This is a genomic window from Bradyrhizobium sp. USDA 4504 (assembly GCF_054063995.1).
This window is the reverse complement of the sequence record NZ_JBSSGV010000001.1, coordinates 4,096,056-4,122,200: the sequence shown is the minus strand read 5'-3', so window position 1 is coordinate 4,122,200 and position 26,145 is coordinate 4,096,056. Positions and strand designations below refer to the sequence as shown.

General features: G+C 66.2%; 19 protein-coding genes and 1 pseudogene. 15 read left to right on the top strand and 5 right to left on the bottom strand.

The annotated features are described in order from the left end of the window. The 4 genes from ACVMB1_RS19345 to ACVMB1_RS19330 all read left to right on the top strand — a co-directional run bounded on the left by ACVMB1_RS19345 (position 1) and on the right by ACVMB1_RS19330 (position 5,713). Entirely contained in the window at positions 1-1,152 is a 1,152-nt protein-coding gene (locus ACVMB1_RS19345) for a DegT/DnrJ/EryC1/StrS family aminotransferase (RefSeq protein ID WP_253623656.1), read from the top strand. Between the two features lie 43 nt (positions 1,153-1,195). Continuing rightward, on the top strand, positions 1,196-2,725 hold the full coding sequence (murJ, locus tag ACVMB1_RS19340) for a murein biosynthesis integral membrane protein MurJ (RefSeq protein ID WP_456848896.1): 1,530 nt from the start codon (positions 1,196-1,198) through the stop codon (positions 2,723-2,725). Between the two features lie 128 nt (positions 2,726-2,853). Continuing rightward, positions 2,854-5,163 (top strand): xanthine dehydrogenase family protein molybdopterin-binding subunit, encoded by a 2,310-nt coding sequence (locus ACVMB1_RS19335; protein WP_253623658.1) that lies wholly within the window; start codon positions 2,854-2,856, stop codon positions 5,161-5,163. Between the two features lie 103 nt (positions 5,164-5,266). Further along, positions 5,267-5,713: a c-type cytochrome gene (locus tag ACVMB1_RS19330; protein WP_141340701.1), complete on the top strand. Its 447-nt coding sequence runs from the start codon at positions 5,267-5,269 to the stop codon at positions 5,711-5,713. A gap of 106 nt (positions 5,714-5,819) precedes the next feature. Here ACVMB1_RS19330 and ACVMB1_RS19325 read toward each other — a convergent pair whose 3' ends face one another. After that, a complete protein-coding gene (locus tag ACVMB1_RS19325; RefSeq protein WP_456848894.1) occupies positions 5,820-6,242 on the bottom strand; it encodes a CHRD domain-containing protein in 423 nt (140 codons plus the stop codon). A gap of 165 nt (positions 6,243-6,407) precedes the next feature. Here ACVMB1_RS19325 and ACVMB1_RS19320 point away from each other — a divergent pair, with 165 nt between their 5' ends. Continuing rightward, positions 6,408-7,337, top strand: coding sequence for a c-type cytochrome (locus ACVMB1_RS19320; protein WP_456848892.1), 930 nt, complete (start codon positions 6,408-6,410; stop codon positions 7,335-7,337). A 121-nt stretch (positions 7,338-7,458) separates the two neighbouring features. On the opposite strand, the gene ACVMB1_RS19315 is transcribed toward ACVMB1_RS19320, so the two are convergent. Next, on the bottom strand, positions 7,459-7,704 hold the full coding sequence (locus ACVMB1_RS19315) for an Lrp/AsnC ligand binding domain-containing protein (RefSeq protein WP_016845986.1): 246 nt from the start codon (positions 7,702-7,704) through the stop codon (positions 7,459-7,461). Between the two features lie 195 nt (positions 7,705-7,899). On the opposite strand from ACVMB1_RS19315, the gene thiD reads away from it, so the two are divergent. The 4 genes and pseudogenes from thiD to ACVMB1_RS19295 all read left to right on the top strand — a co-directional run bounded on the left by thiD (position 7,900) and on the right by ACVMB1_RS19295 (position 11,946). Continuing rightward, entirely contained in the window at positions 7,900-8,697 is a 798-nt protein-coding gene (gene thiD, locus ACVMB1_RS19310; protein ID WP_456848890.1) for a bifunctional hydroxymethylpyrimidine kinase/phosphomethylpyrimidine kinase, read from the top strand. 304 nt (positions 8,698-9,001) lie between these two features. Beyond that, entirely contained in the window at positions 9,002-9,814 is an 813-nt protein-coding gene (locus tag ACVMB1_RS19305; RefSeq protein WP_026193024.1) for a UDP-2,3-diacylglucosamine diphosphatase, read from the top strand. Continuing rightward, a pseudogene (locus ACVMB1_RS19300) lies at positions 9,811-10,900 on the top strand (glycosyltransferase family 4 protein). Before ACVMB1_RS19305 ends, ACVMB1_RS19300 begins: the two are co-directional and overlap by 4 nt. A 56-nt stretch (positions 10,901-10,956) precedes the next feature. Beyond that, positions 10,957-11,946, top strand: coding sequence for a threonine/serine dehydratase (locus tag ACVMB1_RS19295; protein WP_057016696.1), 990 nt, complete (start codon positions 10,957-10,959; stop codon positions 11,944-11,946). 137 nt (positions 11,947-12,083) lie between these two features. On the opposite strand, the gene ACVMB1_RS19290 is transcribed toward ACVMB1_RS19295, so the two are convergent. After that, a complete protein-coding gene (locus tag ACVMB1_RS19290) occupies positions 12,084-13,376 on the bottom strand; it encodes a hypothetical protein (protein WP_456848888.1) in 1,293 nt (430 codons plus the stop codon). 75 nt (positions 13,377-13,451) lie between these two features. Between ACVMB1_RS19290 and ACVMB1_RS19285 the strand changes: the two genes are divergently transcribed. Then, positions 13,452-14,624 (top strand): MFS transporter, encoded by a 1,173-nt coding sequence (locus ACVMB1_RS19285; RefSeq protein ID WP_456848886.1) that lies wholly within the window; start codon positions 13,452-13,454, stop codon positions 14,622-14,624. Here the strand turns inward: ACVMB1_RS19285 and dgcA are convergent. Beyond that, entirely contained in the window at positions 14,621-15,622 is a 1,002-nt protein-coding gene (dgcA, locus tag ACVMB1_RS19280; protein ID WP_456848884.1) for an N-acetyl-D-Glu racemase DgcA, read from the bottom strand. The genes ACVMB1_RS19285 and dgcA overlap by 4 nt on opposite strands. 141 nt (positions 15,623-15,763) lie before the next feature. On the opposite strand from dgcA, the gene ACVMB1_RS19275 reads away from it, so the two are divergent. The 3 genes from ACVMB1_RS19275 to ACVMB1_RS19265 all read left to right on the top strand — a co-directional run bounded on the left by ACVMB1_RS19275 (position 15,764) and on the right by ACVMB1_RS19265 (position 18,659). Continuing rightward, positions 15,764-16,897 carry an MlaE family ABC transporter permease gene (locus ACVMB1_RS19275; RefSeq protein WP_076825726.1) on the top strand — a complete coding sequence of 378 codons (1,134 nt, stop codon included), beginning with the start codon at positions 15,764-15,766 and terminating at the stop codon, positions 16,895-16,897. A gap of 2 nt (positions 16,898-16,899) precedes the next feature. Next, positions 16,900-17,670 (top strand): ABC transporter ATP-binding protein, encoded by a 771-nt coding sequence (locus tag ACVMB1_RS19270; RefSeq protein ID WP_076825724.1) that lies wholly within the window; start codon positions 16,900-16,902, stop codon positions 17,668-17,670. Positions 17,671-17,789: 119 nt separating this feature from the next. Further along, positions 17,790-18,659 carry an MlaD family protein gene (locus ACVMB1_RS19265; RefSeq protein ID WP_028341638.1) on the top strand — a complete coding sequence of 290 codons (870 nt, stop codon included), beginning with the start codon at positions 17,790-17,792 and terminating at the stop codon, positions 18,657-18,659. Between the two features lie 221 nt (positions 18,660-18,880). On the opposite strand, the gene ACVMB1_RS19260 is transcribed toward ACVMB1_RS19265, so the two are convergent. Further along, the gene (locus ACVMB1_RS19260; RefSeq protein ID WP_456848882.1) at positions 18,881-24,898 is read right to left on the bottom strand and encodes an apolipoprotein A-IV repeat region-like domain-containing protein; all 6,018 of its coding nucleotides are present in this window, start codon (positions 24,896-24,898) and stop codon (positions 18,881-18,883) included. A gap of 381 nt (positions 24,899-25,279) precedes the next feature. Between ACVMB1_RS19260 and ACVMB1_RS19255 the strand changes: the two genes are divergently transcribed. Continuing rightward, complete coding sequence (locus ACVMB1_RS19255) at positions 25,280-25,657, top strand: Hpt domain-containing protein (protein ID WP_456848880.1); 378 nt, start codon at positions 25,280-25,282, stop codon at positions 25,655-25,657. Between the two features lie 161 nt (positions 25,658-25,818). Next, positions 25,819-26,139, top strand: a complete 321-nt coding sequence (locus ACVMB1_RS19250) for a 2Fe-2S iron-sulfur cluster-binding protein (protein ID WP_016841525.1) — start codon at positions 25,819-25,821, stop codon at positions 26,137-26,139. The last annotated feature ends 6 nt before the right edge of the window (positions 26,140-26,145 follow it).

The following is a 26,145-nucleotide window of genomic DNA, read 5'->3' as shown; positions in this document are numbered from 1 at the left end:
ATGAACCAACACATGCGTCCAGAGCCTGTTCCCTTCATAGACATTGCCGCGCAGCGCCAGCGGCTCGGCAAATCGGTCGATGATGCAGTCGCCCGCGTGCTCAACCATTGCCAATTCGTCAATGGCCCGGAAGTGACCGCGCTGGAGAAGGCGCTGGCGGACTATAGCGGCGCAAAGCATGTGGTGAGCTGTTCCAGCGGCACTGACGCGCTCTTGATGGTCCTGATGGCGAAGAATGTCGGGCCGGGTGACGCCGTGCTGTGCCCGTCTTTCACGTTCTGCGCGACCGGCGAAGCGGTGGCGCTCACCGGCGCGACACCCCTCTTCGTCGATGTGGACGAGACGACATTCAATATCGATATCAATTCGCTCAAGCGCGGGATCGCCACCGCGATGTCGCGTGGCCTAAAGCCGGTTGGTGTCATTCCAGTGGATTTGTTCGGCCAGAGCGCCGATCATGACGCGGTGGCTGCGGTTGCCGAAGCCGAAGGCCTGTTCGTGCTCGACGACGCCGCCCAGGGCTTTGGCGCGAGTTACAAGGGCCGCAAGCTCGGCACCTTCGGGCTCGCGACCGCGACCAGTTTCTTCCCGGCAAAGCCGCTCGGCTGTTTCGGCGATGGCGGCGCGATCTTTACCAATGACGACGAACTTGCGAACGCACTACGCAGCATCCGTGTGCACGGGCAAGGCTCGGACAAATATGACAATATCCGCCTCGGCCTCACCGGGCGGCTCGATACCATGCAGGCCGCGATCCTGCTCGAGAAGCTGAAGATTTTTGACGACGAGATCGTGGCACGCAACCAAGTGGCGGAGCGCTACGCGCGCGGACTCGGCAGTATCGTGACCGTGCCTCGCCTTGCGCCAGGTTGCACCTCGGTGTGGGCGCAATACACAATCCGCCTGCCGAAAGGGGCCGACCGCGATGCCTTTGCCTTGACGCTGAAGACCCAAGGCATTCCGACGGCGATCTACTACACGAAGTCGATGCACCAGCAGACCGCTTACCGTGATTTCCCGGTCGCCGACGGCGGCCTAGCGATCAGCGAAAGCCTCTCCGACGACGTCATCAGCCTGCCGATGCACGCCTATCTCGACGAGGCGGCCCAGGACCGCGTCATCGCGGCTGTGCGCAGCGCGCTTTCAGCCTGATAGGAAACTTTTTCAGACCGCAATCATGCGCTAGAAGCAGCGCATGCTTGGACGCATCTTCACCGTCGGCGGCTATACCCTGCTATCGCGGGTCACCGGGTTCGCGCGCGACATCATGCTCGCGGCGATCCTCGGTGCCGGGCCGATTGCCGACGCCTTCTTCGTGGCGCTGCGGCTGCCCAATCATTTCCGCGCGATCTTCGCCGAAGGCGCCTTCAACGCCGCCTTCGTGCCGGCCTATGCCCATGTCCATGGCGAGAAGGGCGAAGCGTCGGCGCGGCTGTTCGCCGACCGCATCTTCACGCTGCTGTTCGCCTCGCAGGTGATCCTGCTGGCGGTGGCGATGGCGTTCATGCCGCAGGCGATGAGCATCCTCGCGCCGGGCTTCACCGAGGACGCGGCGCAGCGCAAGCTCGCGATCGAGCTGACGCGGATCACGTTTCCCTATCTGCTGCTGATCACGCTGGTGACGCTTTATGGCGGCATGCTCAACGTGATGCATCGCTTCGCCAGCGCCGCCGCGGCGCCGATCTTCCTCAACCTCGCCATGATGATGACGCTGGCGCTCGCGGCGTTCTTCCCGAGCGCGGGCCACGCCGCGGCCTGGGGCGTCCTGATCTCGGGCTTCCTGCAATTCTTCCTGCTTGCCGGCGACTTGGCGCGCCATGGCGGCCTGCCACGGTTCGCGCCGTTGAAGCTCGACGAGGACGTTCGCGGCTTCTTCCGCGCGCTGGGACCGGCGACGCTGGGCTCGATGGGCACCCAGGTGGCGCTGTTCGCCGACACCATCATCGCGACCTTCCTGCCCGCCGGCGCGCTGTCGGCGCTGTATTATGCCGACCGCCTCAATCAATTGCCGATCGGCGTGATCGGGATCGCGATCGGCACCGTGCTGCTGCCGGAGATGTCGCGGCGCCTGAGCGCCGACGATCACGCCGGCGCGATGGCCGCGCAGCGCCGCGCCTTCGATTTCACGCTGCTGTTCTCGGTGCCGTTCGTGGCGGCGTTCCTGACGGTCGCCGATCCGATCATGCGCGCGATGTTCGCCCGCGGGGCGTTCTCCAAGGCCGATGCGGCAAGCGCCGGGGCCACGCTCGCGGCCTATGCGGTCGGGCTCATTCCCTTCGTGATGATCCGCAGCGCGGTCGCGACCTTCTACGCTCGCAAGGACACCGCAACGCCGGTGAAAGCGGCGCTGACCGGGGTCGCGGTCAACGTCGCGCTGAAGATCGCGCTGGTCGGCACGCTGGCGCAGGTCGGCCTCGCGCTCGCGACCGCGGTCGGGGCCTGGGTCAATCTGCTGCTGGTGCTGATGTTTGCCGTGCGCCGCGGCTACCTCGCGCTCGATCGCGCGCTGATCCGCTCGTTCGGCACCTTCGCGCTGTGCGGCGTGCTGCTCGCGGTCGCACTGTGGCTGACCTCGCATTTCGCTTATGTGTGGTTCGCGCCGATGCAGATCTTTCGCGACGAACTGATCCTGCTGCTGCTGATTGCGGTCGGCGTCTTCGTCTACGCCCTCCTGATCCTCATGCTGTTCGGCCGCGGCTGGCTGTTCGCGCTCCGCCGCGTATAGTTTTACCTGTCAAATCAAATGCATACGAGGCCGCTGTGTGATAGCGCCGCGCGCGGCGGAAAGCGGTTTGCGCTTCGGCGACAACCACGCCAATATGCGCAAAACACACCAAGGCAATTGGAGAGACGATGGCAGCTCCCATCAAATTCGGCGTCGGACAAAGTGTGCGGCGCAAGGAGGACGACGCTCTGATTCGCGGCAGGGGCCGCTACACCGACGACGTTGCACCGTCTCCCGCATTGCACGCGCTGATGCTGCGCTCGCCGCACGCGCACGCGACCTACACGATCGATGCCGGCAAGGCCCGCGGCATGCCCGGCGTGGCGCTGATCCTGACCGCCGCCGATGTCGCCGAACTCGGCGGCCTGCCGTGCCTGTTCAATCTCGAGACCGATCCGTTCACCGCACCGCCTTATCCGATCCTCGCCAAGGACGAGGTGCGCCATGTCGGCGACGCGGTGGCCTTTGTGGTCGCCGACACCGTCGATCATGCCCGTGACGCGATCGAGGCGATCGACGTCAAATGGACGCCGCTGCCGGCGGCGGTCGGCCTCGTCAATGCGGTGAAGAAGGACGCGCCGCAGGTCTGGCCGGACAAGCCCGGCAATGTGCTGTTCGACGTCTCGATCGGCGACAAGAAGGCCGCCGAGGACGCGTTCGCCAAGGCGCATGCGGTGGCCGAGATCACCATCGTCAATCCGCGCGTCATCACAAATTTTATGGAGACGCGCGCCGCGGTCGCCGAATACGACGCCAAGAAGGATCATCTGACGCTGACGATCGGCAGCCAGGGCAGCCACCGCCTGCGCGAGATCCTCTGCGACATGGTCCTGAAGATGCCGAAGGAGAACATGCGGGTGATCTGCCCGGATGTCGGCGGCGGCTTCGGCACCAAGCTGTTTCCCTATCGCGAATATGCGCTGATCTCGGTGGCCGCGCGCAAGCTCAAGAAGAGCATCAAATGGACGGCCGAGCGCTCCGACCATTTCATGGGCGACGCGCAGGGCCGCGACAATCTCACCACCGCGAAGATGGCGCTCGCCGAGGACGGCAAATTCCTCGGCATGGATGTCGACCTGATGGGCGACATGGGCGCCTACCTCTCGACCTTCGCGCCCTACATCCCGCATGGCGGCGCCGGCATGCTGCCGGGCCTCTATGACATCCAGGCCTTCCACTGCCGGGTCCGCACCGTGTTCACCAACACGGTGCCGGTCGATGCCTATCGTGGCGCCGGCCGCCCGGAGGCCGCCTATGTCATCGAGCGCCTGGTCGACGCCGCTGCGCGCAAGCTCGGCATGACGCCGGACGCCATCCGGCGGAAGAATTTCATTCCGCCGAAGTCGCTGCCCTACACGACCGCGACCGGCAAGGTCTACGACTCCGGCGACTTCGTCGCGCATATGAAGCGCGCGATGGAGATTGCCAACTGGAAGGAGTTTCCGAAGCGTGCCAAGGCCGCCAGGAAAGAGGGCCTGGTGCGGGGCATCGGCATGGCGAGCTATGTCGAGGTCTGCGGCACGATGGGCGAGGAGACCGCCAATGTGGCGCTCGATCCCAATGGCGATATCTCGGTCCTGATCGGCACGCAGTCGAGCGGACAGGGCCACCAAACCGCCTATGCGCAGATCGTCGCCGAGCAGTTCGGCGTGCCGCCCGAGCGCGTCCATGTGCTGCAGGGCGATACCGACAAGATCGCGACCGGCCTCGGCACCGGCGGCTCGGCATCGATTCCGTCCGGCGGCGTCAGCGTGCAGCGGGCGACGCATGATCTCGGCAACAAGCTGAAGGAGCTTGCGGCGCAGGCGCTGGAAGCCGGCGCCGGCGACCTCGAAATCGCCGACGGCCGCATCCGCATCGCCGGCACCGACCGCTCGATCAGCTTTGCCGATCTCGCCAAACGTCCCGGCGGCGATACGTCGAAGATGAATGCCAGCGCGACCTTCGCCAGCGCCGACGGCACCTATCCGAACGGCACCCATCTCGCCGAGGTCGAGATCGATCCCTCAACCGGCATCATCAAGATCGTCAGCTACGTCATCGTCGACGATTTCGGCGTCACGCTCAATCCGCTGATGCTCGCCGGCCAGGTTCACGGCGGCGCGATGCAGGGCATCGGGCAGGCGCTGATGGAGCAGGCGGTGTACAGCCCGACGGACGGTCAGCTCGTCACCGGCACGTTCATGGACTATGCGTTGCCGCGCGCCTCCGACGGGCCGTCCTTCGTGTTCGAGACCCATAACGTGCCCTGCACGACCAACCCAATGGGCGTGAAGGGCGCGGGCGAGGCCGGCGCGATCGGCTCGTGCCCGGCGGTCGTCAACGCGATCGTCGAGGGTCTGCATCGTGAGTACAAGATCGACCACATCGACATGCCCGCCACGCCGGAACGGGTCTGGATCGCGATCCGCGAGGCGCAGCGCCGCCATAATCTCTGATAAATTGTCGCAGGCGGAATGAAGATTCCGCCTGCGGTGTTTTGCAAACCAGGCCGGCCGCAGATCGCGGACCGGGACAGAGCGGAATTGAGGGGTTTTGCCGATGAAGCGGATTGTCGTCGTTGCTGCGGTGCTGGCGTTCGGTGCCGGTGCAGTCGTTGCACAGCAGGATCAAGTCAAGAAGACCCAGGCCATGATGAAGGACAATGGCAAGAATGCGGGTGCGCTGTCGGCGATCATCAAGGGCGAAAAGCCCTACGACCAGGCGACCGTCAATGCCGCGCTGGCCCAGTTCGAGGATACCGCCAAGCAGCTTCCGACGCTGTTCCCCGAGAGCATGAAAGGCGTCAAGCTGGAAGGCGATTACGCCCCTTCGCCGAAAATCTGGGAAGACAAGGCGGGCTTCGCGCAGCAGTCCGCGAGCTTCGCGAAGGTCGTCACCGATGCCAAGGGCAAGATCAAGGACGTCGATACGCTGAAGGCCGAGCTGGGCGTGATCGGCAAGCAGTGCGGCGGCTGCCACGAGACCTATCGCGTCAAGAAGGGCTGATCGCCATTCCATCAACGAAAAGGGCGGACGCTTTAGGGCGTCCGCCCTTTTTTGTGTCGGCCGTTTCTTGTTGGCGTTGCGTCGCGAACGATTACTTCGTCACTTGTTATTTGGTCACCTGGCCGCGGATCTCGCCGCCCGGATTGGCCGCGGTGTGAACGTTGACATAGTACTTGCCGGCGAGCAGATCGGCGGCTTGCGCGTCGGTCAGCGTGGCGCTGCCTTCGACCGGGCTCGACGTCGCGTTCGGGATCGCGACTGCGACACCGGAATTCTTGCCGGCCTCGGCGGGGCCGTGGAAATGCGCGGCGGTGGCCGGACCCGACAGGCCGGAATAGGTCAGCTTCCAGCTCAGCTTCTTGCTGGCGGCATCGTAGTCGATGTCGGCGGTGCCGGTGGCGGCGCTGGTATTCGGCGGCACTTCGCTCTTGCTGTCCAGCTTCGCCGTGAACTTCTCGGCAAAGGCCGGACCGGCGAAGGCGATGGCGGCGCCGAGCGTCAGCGTGGCAAGCAAGGTCTTGTTCGACATGGTTCTCTCCCCTTTGACGTCACAGGATGGTTGCAATCTTCAAACAGCAGCTTTTCGGATTTATTCCCCAAATGTTCGTGGGTTCGGCAAATTTGATGCGAGCTTGTCCGACTGGTTGCCATCATACTGGTCCATGAACTGACGCGACCAATGACGGATCGGTGAATGCTGCGACGAATTTTCCTCCTGGCGATTCTGGCCGGCGTAATCGGCTTTGGCGTGTTCTGGTGGCTGACGATCCCCGCGACCGTTGCCGCCGACGCGCTGCCTGCCTATCAGCCTGACCTGGCCAACGGCCTCACAACGTTCAATGCCGGGGGATGTTCCTCCTGCCATGCCGTGCCGAAGCAGGACGACCGCACGAGGCTCGGCGGCGGGCTCGCGATCACCTCGCCGTTCGGTACCTTCTATGCGCCGAACATCTCGCCCGACCCGAACGACGGCATCGGCCGCTGGAGCGAGGCCGATTTCGTCACCGCGGTCATGAAGGGCACCTCGCCATCGGGCGCGCACTATTTCCCGGCGTTTCCGTATCCGTCCTATCAGCACGCTAGGGTCAGCGATGTGCGCGACCTGTTCGCCTATCTGAAGACCTTGCCGCCGGTCGCCGGCAAGGTGCGCGACCACGATTTGCCGTTTCCCTTCAACATCAGGCGCAATGTCGGGGTCTGGAAATTCCTGTTCATGAACGGCAAGCCGTTCATCGCGGATGCAAGCCGCTCGGCGCATTGGTACCGCGGCGCCTATCTCGTCAACAGCTTCGGCCATTGCGCCGAGTGCCACAGCCCGCGCAATGTCCTCGGCGGCATCGTCACCGCGCAGCGCTTCGCCGGTGGTCCGAATCCGGAGGGCGAAGGCTGGGTGCCCAACATCACGCCGAGGGGGATCTCGGACTGGAGTGTGAAGGATATCGCCTATTTCCTCGAGAGCGGCCAGACGCCGGACGGCGACTCGGCCGGTGGGTCGATGGTGCGCGTGATCCGCAACACCTCGCGACTGTCGTCGTCCGACCGCGACGCGATTGCCGAGTACATCAAGTCGCTGCCGCCGGTCGAGGGACCGCCGAAGCCGGTCAAGAAGGAGAAGGAATTGTAAAGCGGGATGGGTTTGGTTGAACCGGCTCGCCGCGGTTTCGGTTCACCTCTCCCAAGGGAGAGGTGAACTTTCGACGCCGTTCAAGCTCGACCTAATCTCATCATGCTCTCGCGGGCGCGTCCTACTTCGCGCCGAACGCCTTGAAGGTGATGATCGTGAGGGTGTCCTGGATGCCCGGGATCACCTGAACCTTCTCGTTGATGAAATGGCCGATGTCGGTGTCGTGGTCGACGTAGAACTTGACCAGGAGGTCGTAGTTGCCCGCGGTGGAATAGATCTCGGACGCAATCTCAGCCTCCGCCAGTGCGTTGGCGACGGTGTAGGACTGGCCGAGCTTGCATTTGATCTGGACGAAGAAAGGAACCATCAAAGTCGTCTCCGGGGATTTCCGCGACTATAGGCCCAAAACGGGCGGCCAAGGCAAGGGGGCGAGGCAGGGGGTCAAGGTGAGGCCAACTTGCGGTAAAGTCAGGCGAACTTGCTGCCGATCGGCGGCCGGGCTAGGACAGGCCATGGTCTTGTTCGTGATGGTCTCATTCGTATCAACCGCCGGTGCTGCAAGATGACGCCTGTCGCGCTCACCATTGCCGGCTCGGACTCCTCGGGCGGGGCGGGCATCCAGGCCGACCTCAAGAGCTTTGCCGCGCTCGGGGTCTATGGCGCCTCCGCGATCACGGCGCTGACCGCGCAGAACACCACGGGGGTCAGCGGCATCCATCCGGTGCCCGCGTCATTCGTCACCGCCCAGATCGATGCGGTGTTCTCCGACCTCGAGGTCGGCGCGGTCAAGATCGGCATGGTGGCACAGGCCGACACGATCGCTGTGATCGCCGATGGGCTGAGGCGCTGGGCGCCGCGCCATGTCGTGCTCGATCCGGTGATGGTCGCAACCTCCGGTGATCGGCTGCTTGCCGCCGAGGCGGTCGATGCGCTGAAGGTCCTGCTGTTTCCGCTGGCCTCGCTGATCACGCCGAACCTGCCGGAAGCGGCGGCGCTCTTGAACGAGCCGGTTGCCTCAAGCGAGGCCGACGTCGAGCGACAAGGCAAGCGATTGCTGGCAATGGGATGTCGCGCGGTGCTGGTCAAGGGCGGCCATGGGCACGGCGCCGAGAGCATCGACTATCTGATCGACGCCGAGCACAGCATCGCGCTGGCTGCGCCGCGGATTGCGACCGCCAATACGCATGGCACCGGCTGCTCGCTGTCCTCGGCAATCGCAGCAGGGCTCGCGAGGGGCGAGAGCATGGAGACCTCCGTGCGCAACGCCAAGGCCTGGATCACGCAGGCGATCGCCGAAGCCGATCGCTTCGCCGTCGGCCACGGCCATGGGCCGGTGCATCACTTCCACAAGTACTACTGAAGCTTCGTAGCTCTGTAGCCCGGATGAAGCGCAGCGAAATCCGGGAAAGCGCCAACCGCTGAAACGGTCCCCCGGATTGCGCTGCGCTTCATCCGGGCTACGCACCGCGCGTTGTTCCATCGCGCTGTGCAGGCAACACAACGCCTCTTCCCCACAGCCGCGACCGCCGATGTCGCCAGATTGTCGCACGCTGCTGTTATCCGCAGAGAAGCGGCGTACTGCTGATTCTCGTTAACTGTTTGTGGGGCCTTGGGTCGCGGGGATCGTCATCGCCTTGTCACAGGAATCTGTTAGGTGCACAGGCATGGGAAGTGACTCCTTGAGTGAAGAAAGTCCCGAGCGGCACTTTCGCACTTTGTTTATCTCCGATGTCCATCTCGGAGCCCGCGGTTCGCAAGCCGACCGCCTCCTCGACTTCCTCCGTTCTCACGATGCCGACACGATCTACCTCGTTGGTGATATCGTCGACGGCTGGGCGCTGAAGTCGAACTGGTACTGGCCGCAGACCCATAATGATTTCGTGCAGAAGATGCTGCGCAAGGCGCGCAAGGGCGCCAAGGTGATCTACGTCCCGGGCAACCACGACGAGTTCCTGCGCAAATACTACGGCACGCATTTCGGCGGCATCGACGTGGTGGAGAACACCGTTCACACCGGCGCCGACGGCAAGCGCTACCTCGTGATCCACGGCGACATTTTCGATCTCGTGGTGCAGAACGCGCGCTGGCTCGCCCATCTCGGCGACAAGGCCTACGATTTCGCGATCCAGATGAATCGCTTCGTCAACTTCTTCCGCAAGATGTTCGGCGTGCCGTACTGGTCGCTGTCGCAATGGGCCAAGCTGAAGGTCAAGAAGGCGGTGAACTATATCGGCGCGTTCGAGGCGACGCTCGCCGGCGAGGCGCGGCGCCACGGCTGCGACGGCGTGATCTGCGGCCACATCCACTATGCGACGATTCATGACGAGCACGGCATCCGCTACATGAATTGCGGCGACTGGGTGGAGAGCTGCACCGCGCTCGCCGAGCACGAGGACGGCCATTTCGAGATCATCACCTGGACCGACCCGGTGCGCCGGATCGCGCCGGTTCCGCGAGTGACGGCACGCGCTGCATGACGCATATCTTGGTCGCGACCGATGCGTGGCATCCCCAGGTCAACGGGGTTGTCCGCACGCTGACCATGATGGCACAGGCGGCGAAATCGCTCGGCGTCGAGGTGAGCTTCCTGACGCCGGACGAGTTCCGCACCTTCGATGCCGAGCTATCGCGATCTCCGGCTGGCGCTGCCCTACCGGGCCAAGGTCGCAAGTCTGATCGAGGCGGCGAGGCCCGACAGCATCCATATCGCGACCGAGGGCCCGATCGGGCTTGCGGTGCGCCGCTATTGCCGCAAGCGCGGCCTGCCGTTCACGACGAGCTTCCATACCCGCTTCCCCGAATACGTCTCGGCGCGGACGCCTGTCCCGGAAGCCTGGGTGTGGCGCGCATTGCGCTGGTTCCACCGGCCGAGCCGGGCGGTGATGGCGGCGACCCCGGCGCTGGCGGCCGAGTTGCGTCAGCGCGGCTTCCGCAACGTGGTGCTGTGGTCGCGCGGCGTCGATACCTCACTGTTCCATCCGCGCGACGTCGATCTCTGCCTGCCGCAGCCGGTCTATCTCAGCGTCGGCCGGGTGGCGATGGAGAAGAATCTCGCGGCCTTCCTCGATCTCGATCTGCCGGGAACCAAGGTCGTGGTCGGCGACGGCCCGGCGCGGGCGGCGCTGGAGCGGAAATATCCGGACGCCGTGTTCCTCGGTGCTCGTCATGGGGAAGAATTGGCTGAGATCTACGCCGCGGCCGATGTGTTCGTTTTCCCGAGCCGTACCGATACGTTTGGTCTGGTGCTGCTTGAAGCATTGGCGAGCGGCCTGCCGGTTGCCGCTTTTCCGGTCACCGGTCCCCGCGACGTGATCGGCGCGGCGCCGGTCGGCGTGCTCGACGAAGATCTGCGCCATGCCTGCCTGGGGGCGCTCAGCATCCCGCGGCAGGCCTGCGTCGACTTTGCCGCGCTCCACACCTGGCAGGCGTCGGCCCGGGTGTTCATCGATCGCTGCATGAACGTCCGCCCCGCGCCGCCGGACGGCGAGGGGGAGGCGCTCGAATTCGGTGCCGAAGAGCACCATTTTGTGGCGCTGCCGGCGACCCAGCCGACCTCACGCTAGTCAGGTCACGCTAAAGCGTCTTGCCCGCCAGCCCGGCGCCGCGATACAAATCGCGAATGACGGACACCGTTCTCAATCCACCCGTCGCTGCCGCGGACATCGATGCCGCCGCGAGGGTGGTCGCGCCGTTCGCGGTGCGCACGCCGCTCCTGACCTTCCCGGTTCTCAACGAACGCGTCGGCAGCAAGGTTTTCCTCAAGCCCGAAATGCTGCAGCGGACCGGATCGTTCAAGTTTCGCGGCGCTTTCAACAAGCTCGCCTCGATCCCGCAGGACAAGCGGAGCGGCGGCGTCGTCGCGTTCTCCTCGGGCAACCACGCCCAGGGCGTCGCCGCGGCGGCCAAGATCCTCAACATGCAGGCGACCATCGTGATGCCCGCGGACTCGCCGATCACCAAGCGCGAGCGCACCAAATCCTATGGCGCCGAAGTCGTGCTCTACGACCGCGATCGCGACGACCGCGAGGCGATCGCCAACGGCATTGCCGGCAAGCGCGGCGCGACCTTGGTGCGCCCCTACGACGATCCCTTCGTGATCGCGGGCCAGGGCACCGCCGGCCGCGAGATCGCCGAGGACATGGCTGCGCTCGGACTGACGCCCGACATCGTGGTCGCGCCAGCTTCGGGTGGCGGATTGATCGCGGGCGTTGCGACCGCGGTGAAGGCGAAATATCCGCAGGCCCAGGTGATCGTCGCCGAGCCCGCGGGCTATGACGATCATGCCCTTTCGCTCAAGGTCGGCCATCGCGAGGCGCATGCGGTTGCGCCGCGCACCATCTGCGATGCGCTGATGGCGATGATGCCGGGCGAACTGACCTTCGCCATCAACAGCAAGCTGCTCGCGAATGGCGTCAGCGCCTCCGACGACGAGGTCGGCGCCGCCGTCGCCTTTGCCTACCGCGAGCTCAAGCTCGTGGTCGAGCCCGGCGGCGCGGTCGGACTCGCGGCGCTGCTCGCCGGGCGGATCGATGCCAAGGGCAAGAACGTCGTCATCGTGCTGTCGGGCGGCAATGTCGACGCCGACCTGTTCGCGAAACTGGTTGCCTGACACCGGGTTAGGCACAGATGCTGCCGCGGTACATGAGCTGGCTCACGTTGCGTGCGCGGTCCATGGGACATGAATGCTTCGCGCCAGTCGTCGTGCGCGGGTCAAGCCCGGCAATGACAGGATATGAACAGTCGAGGTTACGAGAAGAACGCGATCTTCTCGGCCTGGCTCATGCGTCGGATTGGCGCGAGCGGGTCGTTGGCCGCAACAGTCGGCCTTTTCAGCAGGCCGCTGGCGATGATGGTCGAGCCAAGTGAGATCTCCGCTGCGGGAGCAGGGGCAGGCTCAACGGCGGGCCGGAGAGGCGGCGGCATCACCAGAGTTTCGGCAATCGGCGCCACAGCCACCGGCTCGATCTTGACTTCGGCCCTGACCTCGACCTTCGGCGCGGGCGCCGGTGCAGGCTCGGGCTGAATGGCCGGCGCAACCATTTTGGGCTCGGCGGCCATCGCCTCAGCGACGCGCATCTCCTCGGCGGCGCGCATTTCCTCCGCGATCGCCTCTTCGTCGATCGGATCGGGCGCGCCCATCTCCATCGCGATCAGGTCGAGCACCGCGTCGTCATGGGCGTCGGCCGCCGTTTCGTCGGTGACGCGGGCGAGTTCCGCGGCTTCGGCTTCGGCCAGCGCGGCTTCAGCCTTGAGCCAGGCTTCGCTCGGCTGTGGCGTGACGGCCGTAGCGGCCTCAGTGCCGGGCGCAGCGGCGGGAATCGCGGCTTCGACGATCCGCGCCATAGCGGCCTCCTGAGGCGGCGCTGGCGGCGTAGCGGCCATATCGAGGGCTGCACCGTCGGCCACCGGTGGCGGCGCGGAGGCCGCCGCCGGCGGCTCCGCAACCGGCGCCTCGGCCACAGCAGGCTCGGCCGCAGGCGTCGCCGCCTTGTCCGGATCGAACTCGCTGAGGCGGCGGGCCAGCGCCGCGAAGGCGGCATCCAGCACGGCCTTGGCGTCGTTCATCGAGACCTCGGCGGCGCCGGCCTCGATCGCGCTGACCTGCGAATCGATGATGTCGCAGATCCGGCCGTCATTGCCGATCTCGCGCAGCCGCCAGGAGATCTCCCTGATCACCCGCACGCCCTTGCGCACCGGCGCGAGGCTCTGCTCGAAGCTGATGCCCTCGAGCGCGGCGATGGCTGAGGCCTGGGTGGCTTCGATCGCGCCGCGCAGGGCGGCCAGCGCCTGCGCCAGCTGCTCGTCCCTGATCGCCGCCGCGGCGGCTTGCCGCTGCGCGCTGAGGCTTTCCTCGATCCGCGCCACGGCATCGAGCACCATGCGGGTATCGGCATTGCGGTTGCGCTTGGCGTATTCGCCGAGGAACCAGCGGCCCCGCGAGGTCTCCATGAAGGCCGCGCTGATCGCGGCATAGTCCTCCTCGCTCGGCAGGGCCGCGCGGGCGGATATCGGCGACAGGGCGAATGCTTCTTCGGCCATCACAATCTCTCCGCGCAAATCATTGCGCGTTACGCTAACGATCACCACGATATCGCGCGAATCGCAATTGAATTGATGTCTTCCGAATCACAAATCCCCATTGCAGCAAGGATTGCATCGCGGCGATTCGCGCGCAGCCTAGCGGCATTCTATGCCACGCTGTTCGGCATGACCGGGGTTCATCTGCCGTTTTTCACGGTGTGGCTGAAGGCGGTCGGCATCGACGCCACCTGGATCGGCATCATCACCGCGGTGCCGCCGGTGACGCGCTTCACCGTGCTGCCGCTGGTCACCGCGGCGGCGGAGCGGCGCCAGATGCTGCGCGGGGCGATCATCGCCACCGGATTCGCTACGGCGTTCGGTTTTGCCGTGATCGGCACCCAGCACCAGCCGTTCGTGCTGCTGGCGATCTATGCGCTGACCTGCTGCGTCTGGACGCCAATGGTGCCGCTCACAGACGCCTATGCGCTGCGCGGCGTCAGGCAATTCGGCCTCAGCTACGGACCGCTGCGGCTCTGGGGCTCGGCCGCCTTCGCGGTCAGCGCGCTGCTGAGCGGCTTCCTGCTCCGCTATGTCGCGGAGGTCGACCTGATCTGGATCATCACGGCCGTGACGGTGCTCGGCGCGCTGGTCGGGTTGACGCTGCGGCCGCTGGGCCGCCCGGTGGCAGCCGCCACACCTGCGGCCGGCGCGCCAAAACTGCTGCGTAATCCCACCTTCCTCGCTATCATCGTCTCCTCGGCGCTGATCCAGGGCAGCCACGGCGCCTATTATATCTTCGCATCGATTGCTTGGCAGCAGGCCGGCTTCAGCGGCCTGACGATCGCGTGTCTCTGGGTGCTCGGCGTGATCGCCGAGATCGTGCTGTTTGCGGCCTCGCCGCGCTTCACGCTGCCGTCGGCTGTGCTGGTGATGATCGCGGCCGCCAGTGCCGCGGCGCGCTGGGCGATCACCGCGCAGGACCCGCCGCTTGCGGTGCTTGCAGTTGTGCAGCTCGGACATGGACTGAGCTTCGGCCTGACCCAGGTCGGCATCATGGGCCTGATGGTGCATCACGTGCCGGTTCACGTGATGGCGCGCGCGCAGGGCTATCTCACCGCCTGCGGCGGCATTGTCGCGAGCACCACGGCGATCGTCAGCGGCATGGTCTATGCGCGCTTCGGGCTCGGCGTCTACGACATGATGGCCGCGATGGCGGCCACGGGCGGGCTCGTGATGTGGCTGGCGCGCAAGCGTCTCACCGATTAGCCCCAGAGTGCGGCGTCGGGCGGATAGACCAGGCTGCCCTCGTAGCGCAGGCCGTGGTCGCGATCCTTCGCCAGTAGCAACGGGCCGTCGAGATCGACGAAGCGCGCGGCTTGCGCGATCAGCATCGCCGGCGCCATCGCGAGCGAGGTCGCGACCATGCAGCCGATCATGATCTCGAAGCCGTGCGCGCGGGCGGCGTCCGCCATCGCCAGCGCTTCGGTCAATCCGCCGGTCTTGTCGAGCTTGATGTTGACGGCGTCATAGCGGCCGCGCAGGCCGGCGAGCGAGGCGCGGTCATGCACGCTCTCGTCGGCGCAGACCGCAACCGGGCGCCGGATCCGCGCCAGCGCCGCGTCCTTGCCCGCCGGCAGCGGCTGCTCGATCAGGGTGACGCCGGCATCGGCGCAGGCAGCGAGATTGGCGGCGAGGTTGTCCTCCGTCCAGGCCTCGTTGGCGTCGACGATCAGCTCGGATCGAGGCGCCGCCTTGCGCACGGCGGCGATCCGCGCGCCGTCGCCTTCGCCGCCGAGCTTGATCTTGAGCAACTGACGATGCGCGGCCTTCGCGGTGGCTTCCGCCATCGCCTCTGATGTCCCGAGCGAGATCGTATAGGCGGTGGTGCGCGGTTCCGGTGCGGGCCGGCCGAGCAGGTTCCAGATCCGCCTACCGGCGCGTTTGGCCTCCAGGTCCGCCAGCGCGCAATCCAGCGCATTGCGGGCGGCGCCGGCAGCCATCCGGGCCTGCAAGGCGATGCGGTCCATGCCGCCGGCGAGCGGCGCCTGCAGGGCCTGGATTGCCTGCAGCGTCGCCTCGGGCGTTTCGCCATAGCGCGGGTAGGGTACGCATTCGCCGCGGCCGGTGAGGCCGCCCTGGCTCACCTCGGCCACCACGACGACAGCCTCGGTCTTGGTGCCGCGGCTGATCGTGAAGGTCCCCGCGATCGGCCAGCGCTCGATCCGACCGGTCAGGGAAATCGCTCCGGATGGGGTGGAAGTCATTTTAAAGTCTACTATTTCCTGAACCGTAGCTTGCGACGCGCAGCCAACTATGGCTGTTTAGCGACAGATTCGACAAGCCGATCCGGCAGCGCCGGAGATCAGCGTTAGCGGCAGCCAGCCGGCTTGAGGGGTGGGTTAGAGGTGAGCGGCGACCCGACACTGGAGCGGATAGCCCAAGGCGAAGGGCTGGCGTTGTGCGCGGCAGGCAACTGGACGGCCCGCTTTGCACCTGCGCTCGAGCGGATCGTCTCCGATGCGGAGAAGCTGCGCGGCAGCCGGCCGCACATCTTCATCGACGTGTCGCAGGTCGCGAGCCTCGACACCTTCGGCGCCTGGCTGATCGAGCGGCTGCGCCGCAGCCTGAGCGACGCCACCGCAGAAGCCGAGATCGCGGGCCTCTCCGCCAATTACTCCAGCCTGGTCGACGAGGTCCGCCGCGTCGGCCCCGCGCCCAGGGTCGTCAGCGACCGGCTGTCGATCTCAGGCATGCTCGAGCAGATCGGGCGCACCGTGGCCGGGATCGGCAGCACCATCATCGGCCTCGTCGACATGCTCGGCGCGGTGCTGGCGGCCGCCGGGAAGGTGCTGATCCATCCGCGCAGCTTCCGCCTGACCTCGACGGTGCATCACCTCGAGCAGGTATGCTGGCGCGCGGTGCCGATCGTGGTGCTAATCACCTTCCTGATCGGCTGCATCATCTCGCAGCAGGGCATCTTCCATTTCCGCAGGTTCGGCGCCGACATCTTCGTCGTCGACATGCTGGGCGTCTTGGTGCTGCGCGAGATCGGCGTGCTGCTGGTCGCGATCATGGTCGCGGGCCGCTCCGGCTCGGCCTATACCGCCGAGCTCGGCTCGATGAAGATGCGCGAGGAGATCGACGCGCTGCGCACCATGGGCTTCGATCCGATCGAGGTCCTGATCCTGCCGCGCATGCTGGCGCTGGTGCTGGCGCTGCCGATCCTGGCCTTCCTCGGCGCGATGGCTGCGCTCTATGGCGGCGGCCTGGTGGCCTGGCTCTATGGCGGCGTCGATCCGGAGGCCTTCCTGCTCCGCCTTCGTGATGCCATATCGATCGACCATTTCATCGTCGGCATGGTCAAGGCGCCGGTCATGGCGGCGGTGATCGGTATCGTCGCCTGCGTCGAAGGCCTGGCGGTACAGGGTTCGGCGGAGTCGCTCGGACAGCACACCACCGCATCGGTGGTGAAAGGAATCTTCTTCGTGATCGTGATGGACGGCGTGTTCGCGATCTTCTTCGCCTCGATCGGGATGTGATCATGGCGGAAGAGGACAACGACGCCATCATCCGGGTCCGCGACATCACGGTTCAATTCGGCAACACGCGGGTGCTCGACGGCCTCAACCTCGACGTCAGGCGCGGCGAGATCCTCGGCTTCGTCGGGCCCTCGGGCGCCGGCAAGTCGGTGCTGACGCGCACCATCATCGGGCTCGTGCCGAAGGTCGCCGGCCGCATCGAGGTGTTCGGCGTCGATCTCGACGCCGCGAGCACCTCGCAGCGCCGCGCCGTCGAGCGCCGCTGGGGCATCCTGTTCCAGCAGGGCGCGCTGTTCTCCTCGCTCACGGTGCGCCAGAACATCCAGTTTCCGGCGCGCGAATATCTGCGCGTCTCGCAGCGGCTGCTCGACGAGATCATGGTGGCAAAACTCGTGATGGTCGGGCTGAAGCCGGAAGTCGCCGATCGTTATCCGTCGGAATTGTCGGGCGGCATGATCAAGCGCGTCGCGCTTGCGCGCGCACTCGCGCTCGATCCAGAACTCGTGTTTCTCGACGAGCCGACCTCGGGTCTCGATCCGATCGGCGCCGGCGAGTTTGACGAGCTGGTGCGCACCCTGCAGCGCACTTTGGGGCTGACCGTTTTCATGGTAACCCACGATCTCGACAGTCTTTACACCGCGTGCGACCGTATCGCCGTTTTAGGGAACGGTAAGATCATTGCTGCAGGATCGATCGTCGACATGAAGGCGTCGCAGCATCCATGGCTGCAGCAATATTTCAACGGCAAGCGCGCCCGTGCCGTTGTGGCCTAGCCCATGATCCCGAAACCTGGAGCCGATTTTCGGACGAGATCATGCGCCAACAGGGAATTCGACGGGCTCGAGCGCAGCCGGCTGCGCGAGGGCCCAAGAGTGATTAACGCGAGTAATTGATGGAAACGCGGGCGAACTACGTCTTGATCGGGGCTTTCACGCTGGCGGTGATCGCCGCCGCATTCGGCTTCGTGCTGTGGTTCCAGAGCCTGCACACCACCAAGCAGCGCAGCCCCTTGCGGGTGATCTTCGAAGGGCCCGCGTCAGGCCTGCGCAACGGCGGCAATGTCAATTTTAACGGTATTCGGATAGGGGAAGTGGTCTCGGTGAAGCTCGACAACCCGCGGCGCGTGGTTGCGCTGGCGATGATCGAGAACAACGCACCGCTCCGCAAGGACACCCTGGTCGGTCTCGAGTTCCAGGGCCTCACCGGCGTCGCCGCGATTTCGCTCAAGGGCGGCGAGGAGGCCGCCCCGCCGGTGCCGCTGGACGAGGATGGCATCCCGGTTCTGACCGCCGACCCGAATGCGCTGCAGGACGTCACCGAGGCGATCCGCGCCACCCTGCAAAACGTCAACCGCATCGTCGCCGACAATCAGCAGTCGGTGAAGAATTCACTGAAGAATCTCGAGGTCTTCACCCAGGCCTTAGCGCGCAATTCCGAGAAGATCGACAACGTCATGCTCAAGGTCGACGGCGTGATGGGCAAGGCCGACAGCCTGATGCTTGGCCTCAATGCGATCGCGGGCGGCAACAATGGCAGCGAGCTGAACCTGATGGTGAAGTCGATCCGCGAACTCGCCGAGGATCTCGACAAGCGCTCCAATCTCCTGATCAACGACGGCCGCAGGACGCTGTCCGACATCAGCCGCGCCGTGAACAATTTCGACCGCAACCCGAGCCGGGTGATCTTCGGCGGCAGCAACAACGCCGCACCCGAGCCCGCGCCGGCTCCGGCGACCGCGCCCGGGCCGCGGCGGCGGCAATAAAGGGCGAATGGCGAACAGGTTCGCTGCCCTCTGGTCGCACAGTCATTCCGGGGCGGTCCGTAGGACCGAACCCGGAATCTCGAGATTCGGGCTCGATGCTTCGCATCGCCCCGGAATGACCCTGTCGAGTCTTCGTCGACGCGAATTTTCCAATCCCACCCAAAACAAAACGAAGGCCGTGAGGCCTCCGTTTCCATTCGCTACACGCTTACTTTGCCGGCTTACCCCAGCCGTCCCGCGGCGTGCGCGAGCAGGGTGTAGACCAGCCCGGTCTCCGAGGTCAGGTGGCTGCTCAGCTCCTGCTGGCCGCGGCCGTCGCGGGCGACTTCGTCGAGCAGGCGCTCGAACTCCGCGATGTAGCGATCGACCGTCTGCTTGAAGCCGCGGTCGGCGCGATACTTGCGGGCCACCTCATCGAAGGCCTTCTGGCCGGCCGGCGTGTAGAGGCGCTTGGAGAACGCCTTGTTCTCGCCGCGCTGGTAGCGATCCCACATCTCGGCCGCAAGCGTGCGGTCCATCAGCCGGCCGATGTCGAGCGACAGCGACTCCAGCGGATTGACGGGCTGCTGCTGCGGACGCGGGCGCTGCTGGGCGTCGCGGCTCTGCGGGGCAGGCGGCGGTGCGTCGCTGCGGTTGAGCAGGTCGGACAGCCAGCCGTCGCCGTTGTTGTCGGAGCCTGCCGGGCTGACCGACGGGGCCTCGGTGCGGCGCGAGCTCGCCATGCCGAGATCCGGCGGCGGCAGCGTCGAGGCGCTGTTGCCGTTGTCCCGCATGCGCACATCGCCGCGGCCGCCGGCGGCAGCCACCACCGGCTCCTCGTGGCGAACGCTGGCGCGGTTGGTCGAGACCACGTCGAGTCCGCGGCCGTGATGAGCGACGATGCGGTTCAGCTCGGCCAGCGCCTCGATCTGGTCGACGATCACCTTGCGCATCTGCGCGGTGTTCTCGGCGGCCTCCTGCGGCATCTCGAGCACGCCGCGGCGAAGCTCGTTGCGGGTGGCCTCGAGCTCGTTGTGCATCTCGCTCGCCATCTGCTTCATCGCCGTGACCATCGCGGAGAACTTCTCCGTCGATTCCTTGAACATCGCATCGGTCTCGGCGTTGCTCTGCTGGTAGAGGTCGTTCATGGCGTCGACGGTCTGCTGACGCTCGTTCTCGGCCGCCAGGCGCACCGCCTCGAACTGCCTGCTGATCGCAGCCGAACCGGCGCCTGCGGTCTCCGCCACCACGCGGGCGATGTCGCGGGCGCGTTCCTCGGCCGCTCCGAGCGATTCATCGAGCAGCCCGGTGAAGCGCGACAGCCGCTGGTCGAGATCGGTGGTACGAAGGTCGATGGTCGTGACCAGCGCTTCCAGCGCCGACTTGCGCTCGCTGACGGAGGCCGTCGTCGAGCGGTTGGCCTGCTCGACCACGGCAGCCGCATCGATCAGCGCCTTGCCATGGGTCTCGAACTGGCTCGACAGCGCGCCGAGATCTTCCAGCGCCTTGCCGGTCTTGCTGTTGAACACCGTCAGTTGGTCTTCCAGCGTCTGGGTTGCCACGCCGTTGCGCGAGGTGACGTCGTTCATGGCGGACACGAAGTCGGCCACGCGGGTCACCAGCGCGCGCTCCAGCGAGTTGAGGTTGTCGTGGGCGCCGGTCAACACTTCCTGCAAGAGGATGTTGCCTTCGCGCAGCCGCTCGAACAGCGCGACCGTATCGGTGCGCAGGATCTTGCTGGTCTCCTGCATCTCCGTGACGGCCGAGATCGAGACCTGGCGCGACTGGTCGATCGCCGCGCGCGAAGCCTGCTCGAGCTCCTTGAGCGACTTCGCCACCGCGCCGGTCGCCTGATCGCCGGCCGAGGTGATGTTGCGCGCGACATCGCTGCCGTGGGCCGACATCGACTGCGAGAAGGCGAGGCCGCGGGTTTCGATCGCCTTCAGCGCATCCGCGGTGGCGCGATCCATGTCGCTCGACAGCTGCGTGGTCTTGGCGGTCAGCGCCTCGACCAGCGAGCCGCGGCGGCCGTCGACCATCTGCGACAGACGCTCGGTCTGCTGCTGCACATAGGTGACGATCTCGTCGGTCTTGCCGGTCATCGCCGAGCCGAAGGCGCTGGAGGCCGACAGCACCGAACGTTCGATGTCGGCGGAGGTCGTCTTGACCTTGGTCGAGACCTCGTTGGACATGGTGATCAGCGCGGCCTGCGCGTTCTGCGCCGAGGTCTGGATGTTGTCGGTTGTCTTGGCCGTGACCGCACCCAGCGCGCGCTCGATATCGGTCGAGAGCGTGCGGATCTGGGCGGCGGCATCGGCGGAGGTCGCCGCAAACGAGCTCTGGGCCTCGCGGGCGCTGCCCAGGATGGTCTGCGCAGTCTCCGCGCTGGCCGTGGTCAGTGACCGCTCGATCTCGGCGGAGATCTCGCGGATCTGGCTTGCGGCCTCGCTGGAGGTCGCCACGAACGAGCTCTGGGCCTCGCGGGCGCTGCCGAGGATCGCCTGCGCGGTGTTGGTGCCGACCGAGGTCAGGGTGCGCTCGACATCGACGGCCAGCGACTTGACATGGTTGGCTGCTTCCGTCGACGCGGTGACGAGGGTGTTCTGCGCCTCGCGGGCGCCGGCCGTCAGCATCTCGACGGTGCCGGAGCCGGCCATCGACAGCGCACGCTGGATGTCGGCGGCAAGCGCCGACACCTTGGTCGCGGCCTCGGTCGACGCGTCGACCAGGGTGCTCTGGGCCTCACGCGCGCCTGACGTGATCGATTCCGCGGTGGCGGAGCCGGCCATCGACAGCGAACGCTCCATATCGGCCGCCAGCGAGCGGACCAGATCGGCGGCCTCGGTGGATGCGCCTGCCAGCGTGCTCTGGGCCTCGCGAGCGGAGGCGACGACGGCTTCCGCGGTGGCGGAGCCCGCCATCGACAGCGAGCGCTCGATGTCGGCCGACAGCGTGCGGGCCAGGTTGGTGGCTTCGGTCGACGCGCCTGCCAGCGTGCTCTGGGCCTCGCGGGCGGAGGCGACGACGGCTTCCGCGGTTGCGGTGCCGGCCATCGAGAGCGAGCGCTCGACGTCGCTGGCGAGCGACTTGACCTGGCCGGTGACGTCGGTCGACGTCGAGATCAGCGTGGTCTGGGCCTCGCGGGCGCCGGTCATGATTGCCTCGGCGGCGGCAGAGCCGGCGGTCGAGAGCGAGTGCTGCACGTCGGCCGCGAGCGTGCGGACCAGGTTGGCGGCTTCGGTGGATGCACCGGCAAGCGTGCTCTGGGCTTCGCGAGCGGAGGCGACGACGGCTTCCGCGGTGGCGGAGCCGGCCATCGACAGCGAACGCTCGACGTCGCTGGCGAGCGACTTGACCTGGCCGGTGACGTCGGTCGACGTCGAGATCAGCGTGGTCTGGGCCTCGCGGGCACCGGTCATGATCGCCTCGGCGGCGGCAGAGCCGGCCATCGACAGCGACTGCTCGACATCGCTGGCCAGCGACTTGACCTGGCTTGCGGCCTCGACAGAGGCGCTGACCAGCGTGGTCTGCGCGTCACGGGCGCCCGACAGCACGGAGGCTGCGGTGGCGCTGCCGGCCGCCTGCAGCGTGCGTTCGACATCCTCGGACAGTGCCTTGATCTGCGAGGCAACGTCGCCGGAGGCCGAGACCAGCGACACCTGGGCGTCGCGGGCACTGGTGAGGATCGAGTTGGCGGCGCTGGTGCCGACGGCGGTCAGCACGCTCTCAACCTCGGCCGAGCTCAGCTTGAGCTGGTTGCCGACGTCCGCGGACACGGTGAGCAGCGCCTGCTGCGCCGTGCGCGCGCCGGTCTGGATGGTTTCGCTGGTGTTGACCACGAGGTTGGTCAGCGAACGCTCGGCGTCCTCGACATGGGACTTGATGCTCGACGACAACAGCTCGGCGCGGGACATCAGGTCCTCGCTCGCCTGGCGGCCGCTGCTCTCGATGCGGCCGGCGACGGCCTCGACGCGCGAGCCCAGCAGGTCCTCGAATTGCGCGACGCGGGTGTCGATGTCGCTGGCGATGACGCCGACGCGGCTCTCGATGCCCTGCTGGATGTCGGCGAAGCGCGCCGAAATGGTGTCGGTCAGGTTCGCGCTGTGACCATTGATGGTGTCGGCGAGGCGGGTGCTGTGGCCGTTGAGGGTGTCGACCAGGCGGACGCTGTGGCCGTCGATGGTCTCGGTGACGCCGTTGATGCGATGGTCGACCGCGGCGATCGCCTGCACGGTGCCTTCGGTCAGGGTGGTGGTGAGCAGGCCAAGCCGCGAGTCGATCGACTGGATCGCCTGGGAGGCGCCGTCGGTCAGCTGGGTCGCGAGCGTGCCGAGATGGCCGTCGATGGTCTCGGTGACCGACTTGGCGCGGCTCTCGAAGGTGACCTCGAGGGACTTCATGCGGCCGTCGATCGCGTCATCGAGCGATTGCAGACGGCCGTCGAACGAGCCGATCTTGCTGGCGAGCGAACTGTCGAACGACGACAGCTTGTCGGTCAGCGAGGCGTCGAGATTGGTGACGCGGCTGCCGAGCGTGGTCTCGAACTGCAGCAGGCGCTGGTCGAGCGAGGCGGTGATCTCGCCGCTGTTGCTGGTGACACGGTGGTCGAAGGTGTCGACATAGGTCTTCAGGCTGTCGGCGATGTCCTGGGTCCGCTGGCCCATGCGCTCGACGATGTCGCCGCCGAAGGTCTTCACCGTGCGGTCGAATTCCGAGATGTGGCGGGTGATCAGCGCGCCGAGCGTGCCGGAGTCGCGGGCGAATTTCTCGGCGAGCTCGCTGCCGTGGTTCTTCACCAGGTCGTCGAACGCGCTCATCTGCAGCGACAGCGAGTCGTGCGCGGTCTCGGTCTGGCCCACCACCTTGGCGACCAGCGAATTGACGGTGACGTCGAGCGCCTCGCTTGCCTTGTCGCCGGACGTCAGGATCTGGCCGGCGAGGCGGTTGCCGGCATCGTCGATCTTGCTGACGAGGTCGTTGCTGCGCAGCTCGAGCTCGAGCAGCAGCGAGTCGGCGGAGTTCTTCAGGGAGTCGTGGACCTCTTCGGTGCGGTCGGAGATGCCGTCGACGATGACGGACGAGCGCTGCTCGAACTCGCCGGTGATGCGGTCGATGCGCTCGTTCAGCAACTCGTGAACTCGATCGGCCAGATCGACGAACTCGTCATGGACATGGCCGGTCTTGAAGTTGAGGCTGGTGGTCAGCCGTTCTGAGGCGTCCATCACCGCGCGCGTGGTCTCGGCGCTGGCCTCCTCGAGACGGTCGAGCAGGTCGCCGCCGCGCTCGCCGAGCGCGAGGATCATGTTGTCGCCGGCATGGCTCAGCGCGGTGGTGATGTGCTGGCCGCGCTCTTCCAGCGCGCCGGTGATGCTCTTGGCGACCTCGTCGACGCGCGAGGCGATCGCGTCCGAGATCAGCGCGATGTCGTGGCGCAGGTCGATCTGCACGCCGGAGATCGCGCTGCGCACCTGCTCGGCCTGGCCGACCAGGTTGTCGCGCTGGTGGGCGATGTCCTGCAGCAGCGCGCGGATGCGCACCTCGTTGTCGGAATAGGCGCGTTCCAGCGCCGCGACCTCGTTGGCAACGAGGGTCTCGAGTTCGCCGGCGCGCGCGATCGCGCGCTCGACGCCGTCGCCCATCGCCGCGACCTCGCGGCGGATCGCCTGGCCGACCGTCACCATGGAATCGGCGGCGGCGTTTTCCGGCTCGGAGAATCGCATCGCGACCTGCGCCATCGATTGCGCGATCATCTGCATGCGCTGACCGTGCGCGGCGAGGCTGGCGAGATAGTAGAACAGGAGGATCGGCACGGCGAACAGCGCGGCCAGGCCGGCGAGCACCAGGACGCCGGTGCCCTGAGCCATCGAGGCCTGCAGGGCCGGCCAGAACGCGATGGTGAGGATGACGCCGCCCAGCAGCCAGGCGCCGGAGCAGACAAAGAACAGCGTGAAGGCGTTGCGCGCGCGTCCTCCCTGCAGCGTCTGCAGCATCTGGCCGATGGTTTCGCGATCATCATTGGCGGCGCGGCGCGGCGCGCGCGGTTCTTCGATCGGCTCGAACGCCGAACGATCGGTATTACTCGGACGGGACTCGAACGATGCGGCTGAAAAATCGGCAGCGGGCGGCAGGTTCGGCGGCGCGGCGCCTTCGTTGAGGGGGCTGCGATTCTCCGCGCCCTGTTCGCTGATGTTGAGGGCTTCCTGGATGGCAGAAAGCGCGACTTCGGTGGGATCTTTGACCTTCTTGGGAGTGTTCGCCATATTCAGTCTGAGCCCTCTCACTATTTTACGCGTCGGCGAGCCTGCGATCGTCCCCACGCAAGCTCGAAGCCGGTGCCCACAAGCGGAGCGCAAGCCGGCCCCCTGGGCGGCTTGTCCGCTACATCCGCAAACATCCTATTGGGAGAGCGATGCGAATGAAATGCTTGCGATTAATACTTTCTTAATCATCGTTAACAGCTTTGCGCCATAAGGCCTTATGGGCACTCGAAATTCCGGCTGTAGAGCGCCGATTGTGTCCGGAAATTGTCCAGAATCGGGCGGTTTTGCCGATCATCCCAACAACAATCCGTTAACCAGTTTCGTGATTGGCTGGGCCAACGATCCGCCGGCGAGGGCCGGCGGAGACGACAGGGACAGGCCATGCCGCTTCACCTCGAACGGGTCGAATGGACGCAATCGCCGCCGCTGGCGCCCGGCGCCGGGCCGATCGACGTCGATCATCTTCAGCGCATGACGCTGGGTGATCCGGGCCTCGAGCGGGAAGTGCTGGCCATGTTCTCGACCCAGTCGGCCCGGATCCTCGGTGAACTGGCCGCCTTGGCGCCCGAGGCGGCGACCCATGCCCATACCCTGAAAGGATCGGCGCGGGCGATCGGCGCCTTCGGCGTCGCCGAGGCTGCTGCCCAGCTGGAGACCGCGCTGAGCGGCGGTTCCGATGCGGCCCAGCCGCTTGCCGCGCTCGGCGCCGCGATTGCCGAGGCGCGCACGGCGATCGAGTTGATCCTGGGCCGCTCCTAGGCGTCTGGCGTCTCGGCGGTCCGCCGCGACAGCTTGGGCGGCATCCCAACAGGCGGGCAGGTTTTCGGTCTCCGCGCTAGCGCTGTGCGGACCGACCCGTTATACGACTGCCCGGGACCTTTCCATCCATCGTCCGGCGCATTCCGGCAGCACGAGCAATCATGGCCAAAATCCACTTTATCGACCATTCCGGCGAGAAACGCACAGTTGACATCGAGAACGGCGCGACGGTGATGGAAGGCGCGATCCGCAACGCCATTCCCGGCATTGAAGCCGAATGCGGCGGCGCCTGCGCCTGTGCGACCTGCCATGTCTATGTCGATGAAGCCTGGCGCGAGAAGGTCGGCGCGCCGTCACCGATGGAAGAGGACATGCTGGATTTCGGTTTCGACGTGCGTCCGAATTCGCGGCTGTCCTGCCAGATCAAGGTGACCGACGATCTCGACGGATTGGTCGTGTCGACGCCGGAGCGACAGGCCTAAGATCTC

What these genes read in the sequence shown, in the direction of transcription:
- ACVMB1_RS19330 (WP_141340701.1), top strand. Translation starts at nt 5,267, where the DNA reads ATGAAGCGGATTGTCGTCGTTGCTGCGGTGCTGGCGTTCGGTGCCGGT.
- ACVMB1_RS19315 (WP_016845986.1), bottom strand. Translation starts at nt 7,704, where the DNA reads ATGGTTCCTTTCTTCGTCCAGATCAAATGCAAGCTCGGCCAGTCCTAC.
- ACVMB1_RS19265 (WP_028341638.1), top strand. Translation starts at nt 17,790, where the DNA reads ATGGAAACGCGGGCGAACTACGTCTTGATCGGGGCTTTCACGCTGGCG.
- ACVMB1_RS19345 (WP_253623656.1), top strand. Translation starts at nt 1, where the DNA reads ATGAACCAACACATGCGTCCAGAGCCTGTTCCCTTCATAGACATTGCC.
- ACVMB1_RS19285 (WP_456848886.1), top strand. Translation starts at nt 13,452, where the DNA reads ATGTCTTCCGAATCACAAATCCCCATTGCAGCAAGGATTGCATCGCGG.
- ACVMB1_RS19320 (WP_456848892.1), top strand. Translation starts at nt 6,408, where the DNA reads ATGCTGCGACGAATTTTCCTCCTGGCGATTCTGGCCGGCGTAATCGGC.
- ACVMB1_RS19260 (WP_456848882.1), bottom strand. Translation starts at nt 24,898, where the DNA reads ATGGCGAACACTCCCAAGAAGGTCAAAGATCCCACCGAAGTCGCGCTT.
- ACVMB1_RS19335 (WP_253623658.1), top strand. Translation starts at nt 2,854, where the DNA reads ATGGCAGCTCCCATCAAATTCGGCGTCGGACAAAGTGTGCGGCGCAAG.
- thiD (WP_456848890.1), top strand. Translation starts at nt 7,900, where the DNA reads ATGACGCCTGTCGCGCTCACCATTGCCGGCTCGGACTCCTCGGGCGGG.
- dgcA (WP_456848884.1), bottom strand. Translation starts at nt 15,622, where the DNA reads ATGACTTCCACCCCATCCGGAGCGATTTCCCTGACCGGTCGGATCGAG.
- ACVMB1_RS19305 (WP_026193024.1), top strand. Translation starts at nt 9,002, where the DNA reads ATGGGAAGTGACTCCTTGAGTGAAGAAAGTCCCGAGCGGCACTTTCGC.
- ACVMB1_RS19295 (WP_057016696.1), top strand. Translation starts at nt 10,957, where the DNA reads ATGACGGACACCGTTCTCAATCCACCCGTCGCTGCCGCGGACATCGAT.
- murJ (WP_456848896.1), top strand. Translation starts at nt 1,196, where the DNA reads ATGCTTGGACGCATCTTCACCGTCGGCGGCTATACCCTGCTATCGCGG.
- ACVMB1_RS19270 (WP_076825724.1), top strand. Translation starts at nt 16,900, where the DNA reads ATGGCGGAAGAGGACAACGACGCCATCATCCGGGTCCGCGACATCACG.
- ACVMB1_RS19250 (WP_016841525.1), top strand. Translation starts at nt 25,819, where the DNA reads ATGGCCAAAATCCACTTTATCGACCATTCCGGCGAGAAACGCACAGTT.
- ACVMB1_RS19290 (WP_456848888.1), bottom strand. Translation starts at nt 13,376, where the DNA reads ATGGCCGAAGAAGCATTCGCCCTGTCGCCGATATCCGCCCGCGCGGCC.
- ACVMB1_RS19325 (WP_456848894.1), bottom strand. Translation starts at nt 6,242, where the DNA reads ATGTCGAACAAGACCTTGCTTGCCACGCTGACGCTCGGCGCCGCCATC.
- ACVMB1_RS19255 (WP_456848880.1), top strand. Translation starts at nt 25,280, where the DNA reads ATGCCGCTTCACCTCGAACGGGTCGAATGGACGCAATCGCCGCCGCTG.